The sequence below is a fragment of the Mycolicibacter longobardus genome, from assembly GCF_002102265.1.
Lineage (GTDB): Bacteria > Actinomycetota > Actinomycetes > Mycobacteriales > Mycobacteriaceae > Mycobacterium > Mycobacterium longobardum.
Window position 1 is genome coordinate 272413 of the sequence record NZ_LQPG01000007.1, and the last position, 16281, is coordinate 288693.

16 protein-coding genes are annotated in these 16281 nt (G+C 67.3%); 8 read left to right on the forward strand and 8 right to left on the reverse strand.

All coding sequences use genetic code 11. The features are described 5' to 3' along the window. Positions 1-4 precede the first annotated feature (4 nt). Genes AWC16_RS02225 through AWC16_RS02250 form a run of 6 tightly spaced genes read left to right on the forward strand, consistent with a single transcriptional unit; the run spans position 5 to position 6947 of the window. The gene (locus tag AWC16_RS02225; RefSeq protein ID WP_085263178.1) at positions 5-811 is read left to right on the forward strand and encodes an enoyl-CoA hydratase/isomerase family protein; all 807 of its coding nucleotides are present in this window, start codon (positions 5-7) and stop codon (positions 809-811) included. Beyond that, on the forward strand, positions 808-1596 hold the full coding sequence (locus AWC16_RS02230) for an enoyl-CoA hydratase/isomerase family protein (protein WP_207572233.1): 789 nt from the start codon (positions 808-810) through the stop codon (positions 1594-1596). The genes AWC16_RS02225 and AWC16_RS02230 overlap by 4 nt, the downstream gene beginning before the upstream one ends. After that, complete coding sequence (locus AWC16_RS02235; RefSeq protein WP_085263180.1) at positions 1596-3065, forward strand: class I adenylate-forming enzyme family protein; 1470 nt, start codon at positions 1596-1598, stop codon at positions 3063-3065. Before AWC16_RS02230 ends, AWC16_RS02235 begins: the two co-directional genes overlap by 1 nt. Beyond that, positions 3055-4569 (forward strand): class I adenylate-forming enzyme family protein, encoded by a 1515-nt coding sequence (locus AWC16_RS02240; protein ID WP_085263181.1) that lies wholly within the window; start codon positions 3055-3057, stop codon positions 4567-4569. Before AWC16_RS02235 ends, AWC16_RS02240 begins: the two co-directional genes overlap by 11 nt. After that, a complete protein-coding gene (locus AWC16_RS02245) occupies positions 4562-6106 on the forward strand; it encodes a class I adenylate-forming enzyme family protein (protein WP_085263182.1) in 1545 nt (514 codons plus the stop codon). The genes AWC16_RS02240 and AWC16_RS02245 overlap by 8 nt, the downstream gene beginning before the upstream one ends. Before the next feature lie 19 nt (positions 6107-6125). Then, on the forward strand, positions 6126-6947 hold the full coding sequence (locus AWC16_RS02250) for a mycofactocin-coupled SDR family oxidoreductase (protein WP_085263183.1): 822 nt from the start codon (positions 6126-6128) through the stop codon (positions 6945-6947). 66 nt (positions 6948-7013) lie between these two features. Here AWC16_RS02250 and arsB read toward each other — a convergent pair whose 3' ends face one another. Together arsB and AWC16_RS02260 are read right to left on the reverse strand one after the other, a co-directional pair. Then, entirely contained in the window at positions 7014-8087 is a 1074-nt protein-coding gene (gene arsB / locus AWC16_RS02255; protein WP_085263184.1) for an ACR3 family arsenite efflux transporter, read from the reverse strand. A 326-nt stretch (positions 8088-8413) separates the two neighbouring features. Continuing rightward, positions 8414-8917, reverse strand: a complete 504-nt coding sequence (locus AWC16_RS02260) for an ArsI/CadI family heavy metal resistance metalloenzyme (RefSeq protein ID WP_085263185.1) — start codon at positions 8915-8917, stop codon at positions 8414-8416. 101 nt (positions 8918-9018) lie between these two features. Here AWC16_RS02260 and AWC16_RS02265 point away from each other — a divergent pair, with 101 nt between their 5' ends. Next, positions 9019-9378 carry an Rv2640c family ArsR-like transcriptional regulator gene (locus tag AWC16_RS02265; protein ID WP_085263186.1) on the forward strand — a complete coding sequence of 120 codons (360 nt, stop codon included), beginning with the start codon at positions 9019-9021 and terminating at the stop codon, positions 9376-9378. A 233-nt stretch (positions 9379-9611) separates the two neighbouring features. Here the strand turns inward: AWC16_RS02265 and AWC16_RS02270 are convergent, their stop codons facing one another. The 5 genes from AWC16_RS02270 to AWC16_RS02290 all read right to left on the reverse strand — a co-directional run bounded on the left by AWC16_RS02270 (position 9612) and on the right by AWC16_RS02290 (position 14744). Beyond that, entirely contained in the window at positions 9612-10226 is a 615-nt protein-coding gene (locus AWC16_RS02270; protein WP_085263187.1) for a TetR/AcrR family transcriptional regulator, read from the reverse strand. 86 nt (positions 10227-10312) lie between these two features. After that, on the reverse strand, positions 10313-10495 hold the full coding sequence (locus tag AWC16_RS02275; protein WP_085263188.1) for a (2Fe-2S)-binding protein: 183 nt from the start codon (positions 10493-10495) through the stop codon (positions 10313-10315). Positions 10496-10501: 6 nt separating this feature from the next. After that, complete coding sequence (locus AWC16_RS02280; protein WP_085263189.1) at positions 10502-11965, reverse strand: FadD3 family acyl-CoA ligase; 1464 nt, start codon at positions 11963-11965, stop codon at positions 10502-10504. Between the two features lie 2 nt (positions 11966-11967). Then, positions 11968-13158: an amidohydrolase family protein gene (locus AWC16_RS02285; protein ID WP_085263190.1), complete on the reverse strand. Its 1191-nt coding sequence runs from the start codon at positions 13156-13158 to the stop codon at positions 11968-11970. A 35-nt stretch (positions 13159-13193) separates the two neighbouring features. Next, on the reverse strand, positions 13194-14744 hold the full coding sequence (locus tag AWC16_RS02290) for an AMP-binding protein (RefSeq protein ID WP_085263191.1): 1551 nt from the start codon (positions 14742-14744) through the stop codon (positions 13194-13196). Positions 14745-14801: 57 nt separating this feature from the next. Here AWC16_RS02290 and AWC16_RS02295 point away from each other — a divergent pair, with 57 nt between their 5' ends. Next, complete coding sequence (locus AWC16_RS02295) at positions 14802-15545, forward strand: enoyl-CoA hydratase/isomerase family protein (protein WP_085263192.1); 744 nt, start codon at positions 14802-14804, stop codon at positions 15543-15545. Here the strand turns inward: AWC16_RS02295 and AWC16_RS02300 are convergent. Next, entirely contained in the window at positions 15542-16195 is a 654-nt protein-coding gene (locus AWC16_RS02300) for a TetR family transcriptional regulator (RefSeq protein ID WP_085263276.1), read from the reverse strand. The genes AWC16_RS02295 and AWC16_RS02300 overlap by 4 nt on opposite strands. Positions 16196-16281: the final 86 nt, after the last annotated feature.

Consider the following 16281-nt stretch of genomic DNA (forward strand, 5'->3'; position numbering starts at 1 on the left):
GGCCATGCCGACGTTCGACACCATCGACTACGAAGTGCGCGGGCACACCGCCACGATCACGCTGAACCGTCCGGAGGCGCTCAACGCGCTGAGCCCGCACATGGTCACCGAACTGCGGACCGCCTACGCCGAGGCCGAGAACGACGAGGCGGTGTGGGTGCTGATCGTCACCGGGAACGGTCGGGCGTTCTGCACCGGCGCCGACGTGAAGGAGATCCCCGGCGACGGCAAGGTGATCAACGAGCGGCCGTACCTGTCCACCTACGAGCAGTGGGAGGCACCCCAGGAGGGCACCCCGCCGTTCCGGACGATGGCCAAGCCGGTCCTGGCGGCGATCAACGGGATCTGTTGCGGCGCAGGGCTGGACTGGGTGACCACGTGTGACATCGTGATCGCCTCGGATCGTGCGACGTTCTTCGATCCGCACGTCTCGATCGGCCTGGTCGCCGGGCGGGAGGTGGTGCGGCTGGCCCGGGTGCTGCCCCGGTCGATCGCGCTGCGGATGGCGATGATGGGCCGCCACGAACGGATGGACGCCCAGCGCGCCTACGACCTCGGGATGATCAGCGAGGTGGTGGAACACGACCGGCTGCTGACACGCGCCCACGAGATCGCCGACATCCTGAACTCCAATGCGCCGCTGGCGGTTCGCGGAACTCGGCTGGCGATCCTCAAGGGTTTGGATCTGCCGCTGCACGAGGCAGAGATGCTGGCAGAGTCCTTCCGGGAACGCAACCTGCACACCGAGGATTCACTGGAGGGGCCTCGGGCCTTCGTCGAGAAGCGCGCGCCGGAATGGCAGTGCCGATGAGTACCGAGTTCACCACCATCCTGCTCGACTTCGACCGCACCGATCACGTTGCCACCATCACGCTGAACCGGCCGGATCGGCTCAACGCATTCGACCGCACCATGTGCGAAGAGATGACCGCGGCCTGGCGCATCGTCAAACTCGACGCGGGCGTCCACGCCGTCGTGCTGCGCGCCGCCGGCGATCGGGCGTTCAGTGCCGGACTGGACATCAAGGCCTCCTACGGACAGCCCGACAACGTCTGGAACCATGAGGATCCCGGCGAGGCGCTCAGCCCCAAGTGGCAGAAGATGTTCAAACCGGTCATCTGCGCGGTGCAGGGGATGTGCACCGCGGGCGCGTTCTACTTCCTCAACGAAGCCGACGTGGTGATCTGCTCGCAGAGCGCCACGTTCTTCGACTCCCACGTCTCCGCCGGGCTGGTCTGCGCACTGGAGCCGATCGGGCTGATGCGCCGGATAGGCTTGGGCGAAACCCTGCGGATCGCGCTGATGGGCAACGACGAGCGAGTCAGCGCCGACACCGCGTTGCGCATCGGCCTGGTCTCGGAAATCGTTCCCCCCCAACAACTTTGGGCGCGGGCGCATGAGATCGCGGCGACCATCGCAGCCAAGCCGCCGTCGGCCACCCAGGGCACGGTGAAAGCGATCTGGGAGTCCCTGGACAAGCCCTACCGGGCCGCCCTGGACCAGGGCCTGATCTACACCCGACTGGGCAACCCGCTGGGCAAGGCCGAACTCGACGCGCTGCCGCCGCGCCCCGCCGCGCCGCCGCGGATCCGCTGATGGCACATCCGCTCAGCCGGCGCATCGCCACCGTGCTCGATCTGGCGCCCGAGGCACCGGCGCTGGAGTATGACGGCCGGTGGCACTCCTGGTCTGAGCTGGGGGCGATGGCACGGCGCATCGCGGAACTGACCCCTGCCGGCGCACCGGTCGGGATCCTGCTGCGCAACCGACCCGTCCAGCTGGCCGCACTGCTCGGGGTGCTGCTGAGCGGCGGCTGCGTGGTGGTGATCAATCCGTCCCGCGGTGATGACCGCACCCGTGCCGAGATCGCCGCGCTCGAGCTGCCGGTGATCATCGGGGAGCGCGATGATCTGGCCGCGCTGGTGGCCGCCACACCGCGCACAACAGTGGTGACGATCTCCGATCTCACCGAGCCACCGCAGCTCACCGCGGCCACCGAACCCGGACCGGATCTGGCGCGCCCCGGCGTGGCGGTGTGGATGCTGACCAGCGGCACCACCGGCCCGCCCAAACGCGTCGACCTGCGGTACGACATGCTGGCGCACAGCGTGATCGGCGCCGACCCCGAGCACGCCGCGGCACCGACACAGCTGCGCCGCGGTGTCGCGATCGTCAACTCGCCGCTGGTGCACATCGGTGGTGTGTTCCGGGTGCTGCAATGCATCGCCGAAGCGCGTTCCTTCGTGCTGCTGGAGCGATTCGAGCTGCAGCGCTGGGCCGAGGCGGTGCGCCGGTGCCGGCCCCGTGCGGTGTCACTGGTGCCGGCCGCGCTGCGGACGGTGCTGCATTCGGAGCTGAACCGCGAGGATCTGGCCGGTATCCGCGCGGTCACCTCGGGCACCGCACCGCTGTCCGCCGATGACGCCGACGCCTTCACCGCCAAGTTCGGTATCCCGGTGCTCACCTCCTACGCCGCAACAGAATTCGGCGGTGGTGTCGCCGGCTGGACACTGCCCGACTACCAGCGGTACTGGCAAGACAAGCGGGGCAGCGTGGGCCGCGCAAGCCAGGGTGCGCAACTGCGCGTGGTCGGCGACGACGGCGCCCCGCTGGGTCCCGATCAGCCCGGGCTGCTCGAAGTCAAGCCCGGTCAGCTGGGTCCCGGCGCGGACTGGATGCGCACCACCGACCTGGCGCGTATCGACGCCGACGGCTTTCTGTGGATCCTGGGCCGGGCGGATCAGGCCATCATCCGCGGCGGGTTCAAGGTGATGCCCGACGATGTGCGGGTCGCCCTGGAAGCCCACCCGGCGGTCAAAGGCGCTGCCGTGGTGGGGCGTGCCGACGATCGGCTCGGCGAGACCCCGGTGGCGGTGGTCGAGCTGCGCCCCGGAGCCTTCGCCGACGCCGGACTACTCACCGAATTTCTGCGTGGCCGGCTGGCAGGCTATGAGATTCCCACCGACATCGCGATCATCGACGACATCCCGCGGACCCCGTCGGGCAAGGCCGACCTGGGCGCGGTGCGGGCACTGATCGGTGCGCAGAGCAAGCATGCCCACTGAGACCCTGCCGCAGACCCTGCGCGCCCAAGCCCGCTCGCGCGGGTCTCATCCGATGCTGATCTGCGATGCCGAGCGGATCAGTTATACCGAAGCCGAACGGCGTTCGGCGGTGTTGGCCCACCGGCTGATCGCGCTGGGCGCGGGTAAAGGCACTCACGTCGGGTTGCTGTATCCCAACGGTGCGGCCTTCGTGGTGGGCATGCTGGCCGCGGCCCGTATCGGCGCGGTGGTGGTCCCGTTCCCCACCTTTGCGACCGGTCCGGAGTTGGGGTATCAGTTGGCGCACAGTGACGTACGCATCCTGCTTGCCGCCGAGTCCTACCGGTCGCTCGACTACCGGACGCGGCTCGCCGAGGCACTGAGCGACATCGACCTCGACAGTGCTGCACCGCTGTTCAGCGTCCACGCACCCCAGCTTCGCCATGTGGTGTTCGATGCCCCTGAGTGCGTCCAGGCCGTCGACGACGCCCGGCTGGCGGCGCTGGAGCACGATGTCACCGGCAGCGATCCGCTGTGCATCATCTACACCTCAGGATCGTCCGGATCTCCCAAAGGAGTGGTGCACACCCACGCCGGGCTACTCGGCCACCAACGCGACCTCAACGAACTCCGCAGGCTCACCGCGGCCGACATCCTGTTCTGCAACTCGCCCTTCTTCTGGATCGGGGGCTTCGCCTTCGCGCTGCTGGCCAGCATGCTGGCCGGCTCGACGCTGCTGTGCTCCAATGCCACCGACCCCGGCGCCACCCTGGATCTGCTGGAAGCCGAGAAGCCCACGCTGACCAATGGTTTCGTCACCGGCATCGCGGGCCTGAGTCAGCACCCCAGCCTCGGCGAGCGAGACCTGTCCAGTATGCGGCGGGGCAACCTGTACCCGATCATGGCGCCGGACACGCGACCGGAGGACCCCCAACTGCGGCACGGCATGCTCGGCATGACCGAGACCGGAGGCCCGGTGTTGCTCAGTGACGACGACACCGACCAGCCCGAGTACCGTCGCGGCAGCTACGGCAAGCCCGCCCCCGGATTCGAGTGCCGCATCGAGGACGGGGAACTGTGGGTGCGCGGGCGCTACCTGATGCAGCACTACCACAAGCGCAGCCGCGAGGAGTGCTTCGACGCCGAGGGCTGGTTCCACACCGGCGATCTGGTCCGCACCGACACCGACGGCTTCTACTACTTCCTGGGCCGTCGGGACAGGTTGATCAAGACCGCGGGAGTCAACGTTTCTCCCACCGAGGTGGAACGCGCCATCACCAAGGTCACCGGCTTGGTTGCGCACGTGATCGGTATCCCCGATCCCGACCGCGGGCAGGTGGTGGCCGCGGTCCTGGTGCGGCGCGACGGCGATATCGACGAAACGGAGCTGCGCGACCGACTGCGGGCGGAGCTGTCGGCGTACAAGATCCCTCGCATATTCACCACGGTGGCCGCCGATGACGTCCCGCTGCTCTCCAGTGGCAAAGTCGACCTTCATGCCCTGACAAAGGTATTCAATGACTAGCCACCGGACTGTAGACGCGCTGATCCGTGCCCGGGCCTCGTCCGAGGGAACGAAGCCGGCAGTGATCGATCCGACCAGCCGGCTCAGCTACCGCGACCTGGATGCGTCGTCGCGGGAACTGGCCGCGGTCTTCGTGCAGGCCGGCGTCGGCAAGGGCACCCGGGTGGGGCTGATCATGCCCAACGGCGCCGACTGGGTTCGCGTCGCGGTGGCCCTGACTCGGATCGGGGCGGTGCTGGTTCCCCTGAGCACCCTGCTGACCCCGCCGGAGCTGGTCGCGCAGCTGCGAGTCGCCGCGGTGCAGTTCCTGATCAGCGTCGAGGAATTCCGGGGCCGCCGCCATCTCGACGCCCTGCGCGCGGAGCCATCACTGACCGCGGAACTTCCCGCGCTGCAGCATGTCTGGTCCACCCAAAGTCTGACATCCGTCACCGCCGGCGATGGCCCCATCCGGATCGTCGACGCGCTGGCCGCGACGGTCACCCCCGCCGACCCCATGCTGGTCATGTTCACCTCCGGAAGCAGCGGCCCGCCGAAGGGGGTGCTGCACTCGCACGGCAGCGCGCTGGGCGCGGTCCGGTCCGGCCTGGCCGCCCGCTGCATCGACGCCGATACCCGCCTGTACCTGCCGATGCCGTTCTTCTGGGTCGGCGGCTTCGGCGGGGGCGTGCTGTCGGCGCTGCTGGCCGGGGCGACCCTGGTCACCGAGGAGATCCCGAATCCGCAGACCACGTTGGGGCTGCTGGAATCCGAGCGGGTCACGTTGTTTCGCGGCTGGCCGGACCAGGCCGCGGCATTGGCCCGGCACGCCGGCTCCGCCGACCTGTCGGCGCTGCGGCCCGGGAGCCTGGAGGCTTTGCTGCCGCCGGAGCTGCGCGCCCAGCCCGGTGCGCGGGCCAACCTGTTCGGGATGACCGAGGCGTTCGGGCCGTACTGCGGCTATGCCGCCGACACCGACCTACCGGAAAAGGCGTGGGGCAGCTGCGGAAAGCCGTTCGCCGGCATGGAGGTTCGTATCGTCGACACCGACACCGGTGTTCCGGTGCCCGCCGAGACGGTCGGCATGATCCAGCTGCGCGGACCGCACATCCTGCGCGGCCTGTGCGGACGCAGCCGCGAGGAGACGTTCACCGTCGACGGCTTCTACCCCACCGGCGATCTGGGCCGGCTCGATGACGACGGCTTCCTGTTCTACCACGGCCGATCCGACGACATGTTCAAAGTCAGCGGCGCCACCGTCTATCCGAGCGAGGTCGAGACGGCGCTGCGGTCCATCGCCGGCGTGGAGGCCGCGTTCGTGGTCAACGTGCCCGACGCCGGCCGGGAGCAGGTCGGAGCGGTGGTGGCCGGCGATGCGCTGAGTGTCGAGGTGCTACGCGAACAGGCTCGAACCCTGTTGAGCCCGTTCAAGGTACCGACGGTGTGGCTGCTGGTCGAGCGCGCCGACGCCGTTCCGCGCGGGCCCACCGGCAAGGTCGACAAACGGCGCCTGCGGCAGTTGCTCGCCGCACCAGCAACGACGAAGAACCCAGCGTGATCGACTTGGAGGACATCACATGACAGGGCGACTGACCGACAAGGTGGCTTTCATCACCGGCGCGGCACGGGGCCAGGGACGTGCCCACGCAGTGCGGATGGCCACCGAGGGCGCCGACATCATCGCGGTCGACGTAGCCGGCAAGCTGCCGGACTGCGTGCCGTACAACCCCGCCACCCCCGAGGATCTGGCCGAAACCGTGCGGCTGGTGGAAGCCACCGGGCGGCGCATGGTGTCCGCGGTCGTCGACACTCGTGACTACGACGGCTTGCGTGAGGCGGTCGCCGACGGCGTGGCCACGCTGGGGCGACTGGACATCATCGTCGCCAACGCCGGCGTTGCTGCCCCGCAGGCCTGGGATGCCATCTCCCCGGAGAACTTTCGCGATGTCATCGACATCAATGTGACGGGCACCTGGAACACCGTGATGGCCGGCGCGCAACCGATCATCGACGGGAAGCGCGGCGGCTCGATCATCTTGATCAGTTCGGCCGCCGGCCTCAAGTTGCAGCCGTTCATGGTGCACTACACGGCCAGCAAGCACGCCGTCACCGGGATGGCACGCGCCTTCGCCGCCGAGTTGGGCAAGCACGCGATCCGGGTCAACAGCGTGCACCCCGGCCCGGTCAACACCGACATGGGCACCGGCGACATGGTCAGCGCGCTGGGCCAGGCCATGGAGACCAATCCGCAGCTCTCGCACATGCTCACGCCCTTCCTGCCCACCTGGGTGGCCGAGCCGGACGATGTCGCCGGGACGGTGTGCTGGCTGGCCAGTGAGGATTCGCGCAACGTCACCGCCGCTGCGATTCCGGTGGACCAGGGCTGCACCCAGTACTGAAAGTCGTTGACCGGCTGGTCTAGTTCGACCGCCGACGGACTGTCTGCGGCGCAGCTTCGCTCGCTGCTACCGCTTTGGGGCGTTGGACGCGAACCGGCTCCGCAGGGCCAAGGAGACGTAGACCAGGCCAACGAGTACGGGGACTTCGATGAGCGGGCCGACGACGCCGGCCAGTGCCTGCCCGGAGGTCGCACCGTAGGTTGCGATGGCCACGGCAATGGCCAGCTCGAAGTTGTTACCGGCGGCGGTGAACGCCAGCGTGGTGGTCCGCTCATAGCCCAACCCGAGGGCGGCGCCCAGGACATAACCGCCGCCCCACATGATGGCGAAGTAGGCCAGCAGCGGAATCGCGATGCGGGCCACGTCGAGAGGCCGGTTGGTGATCTGATCGCCTTGCAGTGCAAAGAGAATCACGATGGTGAACAGCAGTCCGCAGATTGCCCACGGGCCGATCATGGGCAGGAGATCGGATTCGTACCAGTCGCGACCCTTGACACCTTCCCCGAACCGGCGGGACAGGTATCCGGCGGCCAGCGGGATGCCCAGGAAGATGAGCACGGATTTCGCAATCTGCCATGGCGAGGTTTCAATGCTGGTCTGCGGCAGTCTGAGCCAGCCGGGCAGCACCGACAGGTAGAACCAGCCCAGGACCGCGAACATGATCACTTGGAAGATCGAGTTGAGTGCGACCAGCACTGCTGCGGCTTCGCGGTCACCGCAGGCCAGGTCGTTCCAGATGATGACCATGGCGATGCAGCGGGCAAGGCCGACGATGATCAGCCCGGCGCGGTACTCGGGCAGATCGGGCAGCAGCAGCCAGGCCAGGGCGAACATCAGCGCCGGCCCGACGATCCAGTTCAGCAGCAACGAGGACAGCAGCAGTTTGCGGTCGCCGGTTACGGTGCCGAGTCGGTCGTAGCGGACCTTGGCCAGCACCGGATACATCATGACCAGCAAGCCCAGGGCGATGGGCAGGGATATCCCGTCGATCTGGACCCGTTCCAGTGCGGCGTTCACACCCGGAATCCATCGGCCCAGCAGCAGTCCCGCCGCCATCGCCGCACCGATCCAGACCGGAAGAAAGCGGTCGAGGGCGGAGAGTTTGCCTACAACGGGGGCTTCAGTAGCGGTAGCGGTCATGTGGGCGCCCCCACGGTGTCGACGCTCCCGTCATGGAGTAGTTGCGCCCACCGGTTGGCGTGCACGCGGATCTGGCGGCTCAGACCGGCGTGGTCGCCGCCACCGCCGAATTCGACCAAGGCCTGCCTGTCCGTGGGGCTGAGTTCAGATGACCAGACAGACTCATCAGGAAAGTCTGTTGGCGTCCATACCGATGGCGAACCATCGGCAACCGGAGATGTCACAATGGCGCTCCTTCTCGGGACAGCAACTCCACGGTCAGGGATCGGACACAGCGTGGGCGGGGCGGGTCTCCAACGACGTGGGCGCCCACCCCGCAACGGGGGTCAGTCTGCGTTCAGCAAACACGAGGTGCGCTCGGCGCCGGCCGGTTGGCCCGTTTCCGCGGGTGCGGTGGTGCCGTCGCAGCACACCGTCTCGCCCTCGGCCGCACCATCGGAGTGTTGCGGACCGCCGCCGAAGGTGTCAGAGTCCGCCAGCACGGTATAGACCTCCCACCTCTCTCCGGCCGGGCCGGTCACCCAAACCTTGTCCTGGGTGGCGAAACAGCACGTGGTGCCGATCTCCTCATCGGTGAACAGACCCTCGCCGGCCAGCCGGGCGATCTCGGAATGCACAGCTTCGCCGGATTCGACTTCGATGCCCAAGTGGTTGATGGTGCCGCCACTACCGGGGTTCTCCAGTAGCACCAGCTTGAGTGCCGGCTCGTTGATCGCGAAGTTGGCGTAGCCGGGCTTTACCTTGGCCGGGGCGGTGTTGAACAGCTTGGAGTAGAACGTGATCGCCTCGTCGAGGTCATCGACGTTGAGAGCGAGTTGAACACGGGACACGATGAACCTCTCTCACAATTGAGACATATATCGAACTGACGCGTCGAGGCCCAGCATGCCACCTTTTTGATATATGTCAATATCACTGGCAGGATGAAGAGATGCCCAAAGCGCTGCCCGTGATCGACATGTCCGCCCCGGTGTGCTGCGCCCCGGTAGCAGCCGGACCGCTCAATGACAGCGACGCCTTGCAGATCGCCATGCGGCTCAAAGCGATCGCCGATCCGGTGCGGGTCAAAATCGTGTCGTATCTGTTCAGCTCGTCAGCGGGCGAACAGAGCAGCGGGGAGCTGGCCGCGGTGCTGGAGCTGAGTGAGTCCACCGTCAGTCATCACCTGGGCCAGCTACGCAAAGCGGGGCTGGTGATCTCAGATCGCCGCGGGATGAACGTCTTTCACCGAGTCCGACCCGAGTCGTTGCGGGCGTTGTGCGTGGTGCTGGACCCGAACTGCTGCACCTGAACCAGGTTCCGCGCAGGAAGAGCGGGAGCCCGAAACGCCGCAGCCGCGGTACCGATGAGCATGCCGCCGGAGATTAGCCACCTGTCAGCGCTGCGCCGGGCTGCCCGTGACCGTTCCATGTCCTCATCGAGCCCGAGCCCGTCGTGCTGACCCTGCCCTACGGTGCGCAACCGCCACCCGCCTACGACAGCAGGGATATCACTGACTTAAGTCAATATTTATTTCCGACGGGATCAGCGCAAGGCACGCAGGCTGCGGCTTGTCCTGGTCAGGTAGTCGGCGACCAGCTCCGGCCGGATCGGCCAGTCGCGCGTGGTGATCAGCAGCGCGTACAGACCGAGCAGGAAGAAGACGGCGCTGTTCATGGCGACGACGTCCTCGTCGATCTCGCCGCGCTCCCGCGCCACTTCGATGCGCTCGGCGATCAAGACGATCAACGGGTGATGCTCGCCACTCTCAGCGGGCGGGCGGGTCGGCGAGAAATGCAGCGCCAGAAACTCGGTGAACAATGGATCACCCAGGCGCCGCTCCAGGTCGATGACCAGGCGCGCAGCTTCGGCCAGTATGTCGGAAAGGTCGTGGTGTTTAACCAGAAACTTCCCGAACTGCTTGGCTATCCGCTCTTCCTCCCGGCGCTCCAGCTCCAGCAGCACATGCTCCTTGGTGGGGAAGTGAAAGAAGAACGTTCCGTGTGCAACGCCGGCGGCGGCCACAATGGCGCCGACGTCGGCCTGAGCCATCCCGGTTCGCTTGAACTCTGCGGTTGCCGCGCCCAACAGTCGCTCCCGCGTCTGCAGGCGCCGGGCTTCGCGCGCCGTCACCTTGTCTGACTTGTCCGCCACGGCCATGCCCGCATCCCTCTACCGACCGACTTTCCACCAACCGCCGGTCACGACAGTAGCGCCTCATCGGTTACACACGCATCAATGGTGACTCAAGTCAGCGACGGTGACTCGTGCAGGGCCGTCGCGATCAGGGCGCGAACGTTGTTTCGGCAGCGCCCGCACACCGTGCCCGCGCCGGTCCTCTCACCGACTTTTTTGGTGGTCGACGCACCCGCCTCGACGGCGTCGGTCACCTGCTGACTGGTCACCCCGGCGCACAGGCAGACGTACACGGCCCGTCACACCCCGGTCTCGCGGACCCTTGCCTCCAGCTGCGCCTTGTCCACCTTCCCGGTGGCGTTCAGGGGCAGCTCGTCCACGAAGCACACCGACCGCGGAACCTTGAACCCGGCCATCCGGTCTCGGCTCCAGGCGATCAGATCCGATTCGGAAGTCAGCGTGTCCGAGGCCTTTCTCACCACGAAGGCCTTGCCCACCTGCCCGAGCCGCTGATCGGGGACGCCGATCACCGCAACCTGCGAGATGGCCGGATGCTCCAGCAGGAATCCCTCGATCTCGGCAGGGTAGGCGTTGAATCCGCCGACGATGAACATGTCCTTCTTGCGGCCGACGATCCGCAGCCGGCCGGCGGCGTCCAGCGTCCCGACGTCCCCGGTGTGCAACCAGCCCTCGGCGTCGATCGCCTCGGCGGTCGCCGCCGGGTCGTCGAGGTAGCCGACCATCACGTTGTAGCCGCGCACCAGAACCTCGCCATCTTCGGCGATACGCAATTCGATGTCCTCGCAGGCCTGCCCGGCGGTGGTCGCGATGTCTTCGAACGAGTCACCGCGGCGCGACGCCGTCACCGTACCGGCTTCGGTCAGACCGTAGCCGGTCATGATGGACCGGAACGGCAACTCGCTTCGGATCCTGCGGACGAGGTCCACCGGGATGTCCGCGGCGCCGGTGACCGCGGCACGCAAGGACGACAGATCCCGCGTCCCGCCCGCATCCAGCAGTGACTGATACAGCGTCGGCGGCCCGGGCAGCATGGTGATGCGTTCGGCTTCAATGAGTTCCAGCACGGCATCGACATCGAAGACCCGGACCGGCACCATAGTGGCGCCCCGGATACACGAGGCGATGCAACCCGCCTTGTAACCGAAGGTGTGGAAGAACGGATTGACCATCAGGTACCGGTCGCCCTCGCGCAGATCAGCCAGATCACACCATTCGGCGTAGAGCCGCAGGTTCTGGCGATGGGTCATCATCACGCCCTTGGGCCGGCCGGTCGTGCCCGAGGTGAAGATGATGTCGGCGATGTCATCGCCGTCGACCGCACGTTCCAGCGGTGAGCCGGAGCCCAGGAAGTCCGATTTCAGGTCGATGACCGGGACGCCGGGCGGGGCGGTGAAATCCAGTCCGAGAAAACCCTTCTCGACCAGGACGAGCTTCGCCCCGCTGCGGCGGATGATGTCTTCGGCCTCGGCCGGTTTGAATCGGGTGTTCACCGGAACCAGCACCCCACCGGCGGTCAGCAGACCGAACGCGGCGATGATCCAGTCCGCGGAGTTCGGCGCCCAGACCGCCACCCGATCACCCGTGGCGACGCCCGCGGCTGCGAATGCGCCTGCCGCGCAACGGACCCGGTCGGCCAGCTCGGTGAAGCTCAGCCGGACCGGGCCGTCGGCGATCGCCTCGGAGTCCCCGAAGCGATCGCCGACGCTCAGGACCATCTCGGGAATGGTCTGCCAGCGTGGCACTCCTAGACGGTGACGAGCCGACCGAGGTTGCCGCCCATGATCTTGGCCTGGTCCTCGACGGGAAGGTGCGACAGCGCCGTCACGTAGTGCGTCGGCTCGGCCAGCCCCTCGGGATGCGGCCAGTCCGAACCGTAGAGCACCTGGTCCACACCGATCAGGTTGATCAGGTCGTCGATGCCCTCTTCATAGAAGGGGCTGACGTAGATGCGGTTCTTGATCTCCTCCATCGGGTTGCCCAGGAAGGCTTCCGGCGCCTTCTTGTACACCTCGGCCATGGAGTCCAACAGCGGGAACATCCACTTGGACCCGGCCTCCACGATGCCCACCTTGAGCTTCGGGTGGCGGAACAGCGCACCGTGAATCACCCAGGAGGCCACCGCATCCTGAATCGGGCGCCATTCGTTGAGGATCGACATGGCGTTGGTCTGGAACGGCAACATCTCCTGGGTGGCACCGTCCCATTCGGAGGTGTAGCGGGAGTAGCCGCTGTCCGACGAATGCATCCCGACGAACACGTCGTACTCGACGCACTTCTCCCAGAACGGGTCGAACTCGGGCAACGCGAAGGACCGCGGACCGCGGAAGCCGGGCACCGGCGCCGGCCGGATCAGGATGGCGCGGGCGCCGCGCTTGACCGCCCAGTCCAGTTCCTCGATGGCCTTCTCCACGATGGGCAGGGTGATCACCGGCGTGGTGAAGATGCGATTCTTGTAGTTGAAGCCCCAGACCTCGTCCAGCCACTCGTTGAGCGCGTGGATGATGACGTGGATCGCCACCGGGTCGTCGCGCAGCCGCTCCTCGATCAGGCTTGCCAGGGTGGGGAACATCAGCGAGCGGTCGACACCCAGCTCGTCCATCAGCTCCAGGCGCGGGGCTGGCTCGAAGAACGCCGGAATCGACTTCATCGGCTCACCGAACAGCTCACGCTTGCTCTTGCCGTCGGGGTTGCCGAACTTGAAGTACTCCTCCCAGGCGCCGGGCTTGGCCACCACCGAGAACGTGGGGTTGGGGATGTACTCGCTGATCTGGCCGCGGATGGCGATCTTGGTGCGGCCCTTGATCTCCACGTACTGGACGATGTCCTTGTATTCCTTGGGCAGGTACTTGGTCATCGCCTCCGGCGGCTCATAGAGGTGATTGTCGGCATCGAACAGAGGAAACGGGATGTCGACGCGATGTGACAGTTGGCCCATGAAATGCTCCTTTTCGGTTCATGAGAATCATATTCTCACGCGCTGGCTGTTGCAACACTCTCGGCAAGCTGCGTGCGCACCAGGTACTTCTGCACCTTGCCGCTCGCGGTACGCGGGAAGTCCTCCACCTCGTGCAGCCCCTCGGGCCACTTCTGCGGTGCCACACCCGTCCGCTCGAAGTGCTCCCGCACTTGCGCCATGGTCGGCAATGCGCACCCCGGCTTGAGCCGCAGCACCGCCACCGCCCGCTCCCCCAGCCGGGCATCCGGCACCGCCACCACGATCGCCTCGGCCACGGCCGGCATCCCCAGCAGGACGTCCTCGACCTCGACCGCACTGATGTTCTCGCCGCCGCGGATGATGACGTCGGCTTTGCGGTCGGTGATGGTCAGATATCCATCCGCATCGAGTACCCCGATATCCCCGGTGTGGTACCAGCCGTCGGCGTCGAACGCCGCCTCGGTCAGCGCGTCGTCGGTGTAGCCCAGGCACAGATCGGGTCCGCGGCTCAGTATTTCGCCGTCGTCCGCCAGCCGCACCTCCACGCCGGGCCGGGCATCGCCGTCGGTGAACAGGCGCTTGTCCTCCGGGGCGCTCGGGCCCGAACCGGTGATCGACGGATGTTCGGTGCTGCCGTAGGAGCGGAAGACGAAGATGCCCAGATCGGCCAGTCGACGGGTGACCGCGGGGGGCACCGTCGACCCGCCGAGGCCGACGTGGCGAATGTGACGCAGGTGCTCATCGTTGAAATCCGGATGATCCAGCAGGCTGGTGACGAAGTACGGCGGCCCGCCGCCGATCGACACCCCCTCGTCGGCCATCAATGCGAGCACCTTCGCCGGATCCCAGACGTCGGCGAGATCGATCGGCGCCCCCTCCAGCACCGGGATGAGGAAGGCCCCGACCATCCCGATGAAGTGTCCGACCGGGGTGGCGGTGAGCTGGCGGCCGCGGTCCTTGGGGTAGTTGGCGAGCAGCTGACGGGTCTCGCAGCACAGCGTCTGGTGGCTGTGGATGACGCCCTTGGGTTGCCGGGTGGTGCCGGAGGTGAACGCGATCAACGCCGGCCCGCCCGGGTCGGTGGCCAGCGTGCCGGCCATCGGCTCGTTGGCGAGCAGGTCATCGAAGTCCCTACCCACCACCCCGACAATTGGGACATCTGCGCAGAGTTCGGGGCGAAAGCTCATCCGCCCGAACCGCTCCGCGGTGATGAACACCCGCGGCCGGCTGGCGGACAGGATGTAGCCCAGTTCCCGGGGCCCGTAGAAGTGCACGACCGGTACCACCACCGCACCGAGGAACGCCGCCGCCCAGAACGTGGCCGCCGCCTCCACCCAGTTGGGCAGTTGGAAAGCCACCACGTCACCCGGCCCGACGCCACGGGCCCGCAGCCCGGCCGCCAGCCGGCGGGCGACATGCTCCACATCGCCGAAGGTCCCCTGCCACGGCCGAACCGCCGAGTGCACCTCAAATCGCGTGTCGGGGCCCGCGGCCAACCCGGCGGATAGCAGGTCACCGAGGGTTTCGCCGGTCCACCACCCCTGCTCTTCATAGCGCCGGACCAGGTCAGCGGGTATCTTTCGCATCTTGTCAGCGATGATATTCTCCGTTTTTGAGAATGCCAATATCTTGAGTGGAGAGCCATGGGCTACGAAAGTCCGGACGAGCTGGATGTCCAACTGGACGACGGACTGGCCGTCATCACCATCGACCGGCCACAGGCCCGCAATGCCATCGCTCCCGAAACCATGGATCAACTCGACCGGGCACTGGACAAGGTCGCCGGAGCGCAGGCGCTGGTCATCACCGGCGGCGGCGACCGCGCGTTCGTCTCCGGCGGTGACCTCAAGCAGCTCGCCGCCCTGCGCACCGAGCCGGAAGCCGCCGCGATGGCGTGGCGGATGCGCACACTGTGCGATCGGATCGCGGCCTTTCCGGCACCGGTCATCGCCGCGCTGAACGGCCACGCGCTCGGTGGTGGCGCCGAGGTCGCGGTGGCCGCCGACATCCGGATCGCCGCCGCGGACGTCAAGATCGCGTTCAATCAGGTGTCGCTGGCGATCATGCCCGCCTGGGGCGGCGCCGAGCGCCTGGCCAAACTGGTCGGATACAGCGAGGCCCTGTTGCTGGCCGGCACCGGGACCGTGCTGGACGCATCGGCGGCCGAACGGATCGGCCTGGTGAATCGGGTGGTGCCGCGGGAATCGTTCGACGCCGAATGGCGCGCGTTGGCCCGGTCGTTGGCCAACCCGTCGGCGGGTGAGATCAAACGGGTGCTCGGCGGCGCGTCGGCGGACGAGGCGGTGGCGGCGTTCGCCCGGCTGTGGGTCTCCGACGAACACTGGGCGGCCGCGGACCGCCTGCAGCAGCGCAGGACGCAGCGCTAGTGCGCGACCGGCCCCGATGCCAGCACGCCGCCCATGATCGGGGCGTGCGGCGGCGGGTCACCCTCGAATCGGCGCAGCCAGCGCTCGACGAACTCGATGGTCTCGGCATGGCCCAGGGTCATGCCCAAGCCCTCCTGCTCGATGATCAGCATCCGCGACGCGCTGGTCATCAGCACCATCAACACCGTCGGCGGGAACTCCTGCGCGTCGATGCCGTAGCCCGCCAGCAGTCCGGCCACCGCGGCGATCTGTTCCGCGCGAAGCCGCTCCGCGTAGCTGGCGATCTCGGCCCGCAACGTCTCACGCTGGTTGGCCAACTCGATGAACTGCATGGTCAGCGCGGTCCACGCCGGGTCGGTGTTGAATCGCCACAGCGCCCACAACGGCTGCGGCGACTCGAGCGCGGCGGCCTGCTCCTGCAGGCCCTGATCGCCGCGCCGGCGGAAAATCGCGAGGAACAAGTCGTCCATGGTGCGGAAGTAGTAGTGCACGAGCTGGTGCTTGAGGCCGGCCTGCTCCGCCACCCGCCGCGAGCTGACCCCACCGGCGCCGACCGTCAACAGCAGCTCTTCGGCGGCATCGAGCAGCAGCGTCCGGTTCTTCGCTTCCGGGGCCCCAATCCTGCGCTGCCCCTTACCCGAATCCGGCATACCGTCCACTCCGCATCGCCGTCGCCGCCTTTACATGTCCGGCGGCCATCGTAATGCCGCCCAACTCTTGACCCTCTAACCCCGCC

Coding starts and splice junctions, on each gene's coding strand:
- AWC16_RS02225 (WP_085263178.1), top strand. CDS start 5: ATGCCGACGTTCGACACCATCGACTACGAAGTGCGCGGGCACACCGCC.
- AWC16_RS02230 (WP_207572233.1), top strand. CDS start 808: ATGAGTACCGAGTTCACCACCATCCTGCTCGACTTCGACCGCACCGAT.
- AWC16_RS02235 (WP_085263180.1), top strand. CDS start 1,596: ATGGCACATCCGCTCAGCCGGCGCATCGCCACCGTGCTCGATCTGGCG.
- AWC16_RS02240 (WP_085263181.1), top strand. CDS start 3,055: ATGCCCACTGAGACCCTGCCGCAGACCCTGCGCGCCCAAGCCCGCTCG.
- AWC16_RS02245 (WP_085263182.1), top strand. CDS start 4,562: ATGACTAGCCACCGGACTGTAGACGCGCTGATCCGTGCCCGGGCCTCG.
- AWC16_RS02250 (WP_085263183.1), top strand. CDS start 6,126: ATGACAGGGCGACTGACCGACAAGGTGGCTTTCATCACCGGCGCGGCA.
- arsB (WP_085263184.1), bottom strand. CDS start 8,087: ATGACCGCTACCGCTACTGAAGCCCCCGTTGTAGGCAAACTCTCCGCC.
- AWC16_RS02265 (WP_085263186.1), top strand. CDS start 9,019: ATGCCCAAAGCGCTGCCCGTGATCGACATGTCCGCCCCGGTGTGCTGC.
- AWC16_RS02270 (WP_085263187.1), bottom strand. CDS start 10,226: ATGGCCGTGGCGGACAAGTCAGACAAGGTGACGGCGCGCGAAGCCCGG.
- AWC16_RS02285 (WP_085263190.1), bottom strand. CDS start 13,158: ATGGGCCAACTGTCACATCGCGTCGACATCCCGTTTCCTCTGTTCGAT.
- AWC16_RS02290 (WP_085263191.1), bottom strand. CDS start 14,744: ATGCGAAAGATACCCGCTGACCTGGTCCGGCGCTATGAAGAGCAGGGG.
- AWC16_RS02295 (WP_085263192.1), top strand. CDS start 14,802: ATGGGCTACGAAAGTCCGGACGAGCTGGATGTCCAACTGGACGACGGA.
- AWC16_RS02300 (WP_085263276.1), bottom strand. CDS start 16,195: ATGCCGGATTCGGGTAAGGGGCAGCGCAGGATTGGGGCCCCGGAAGCG.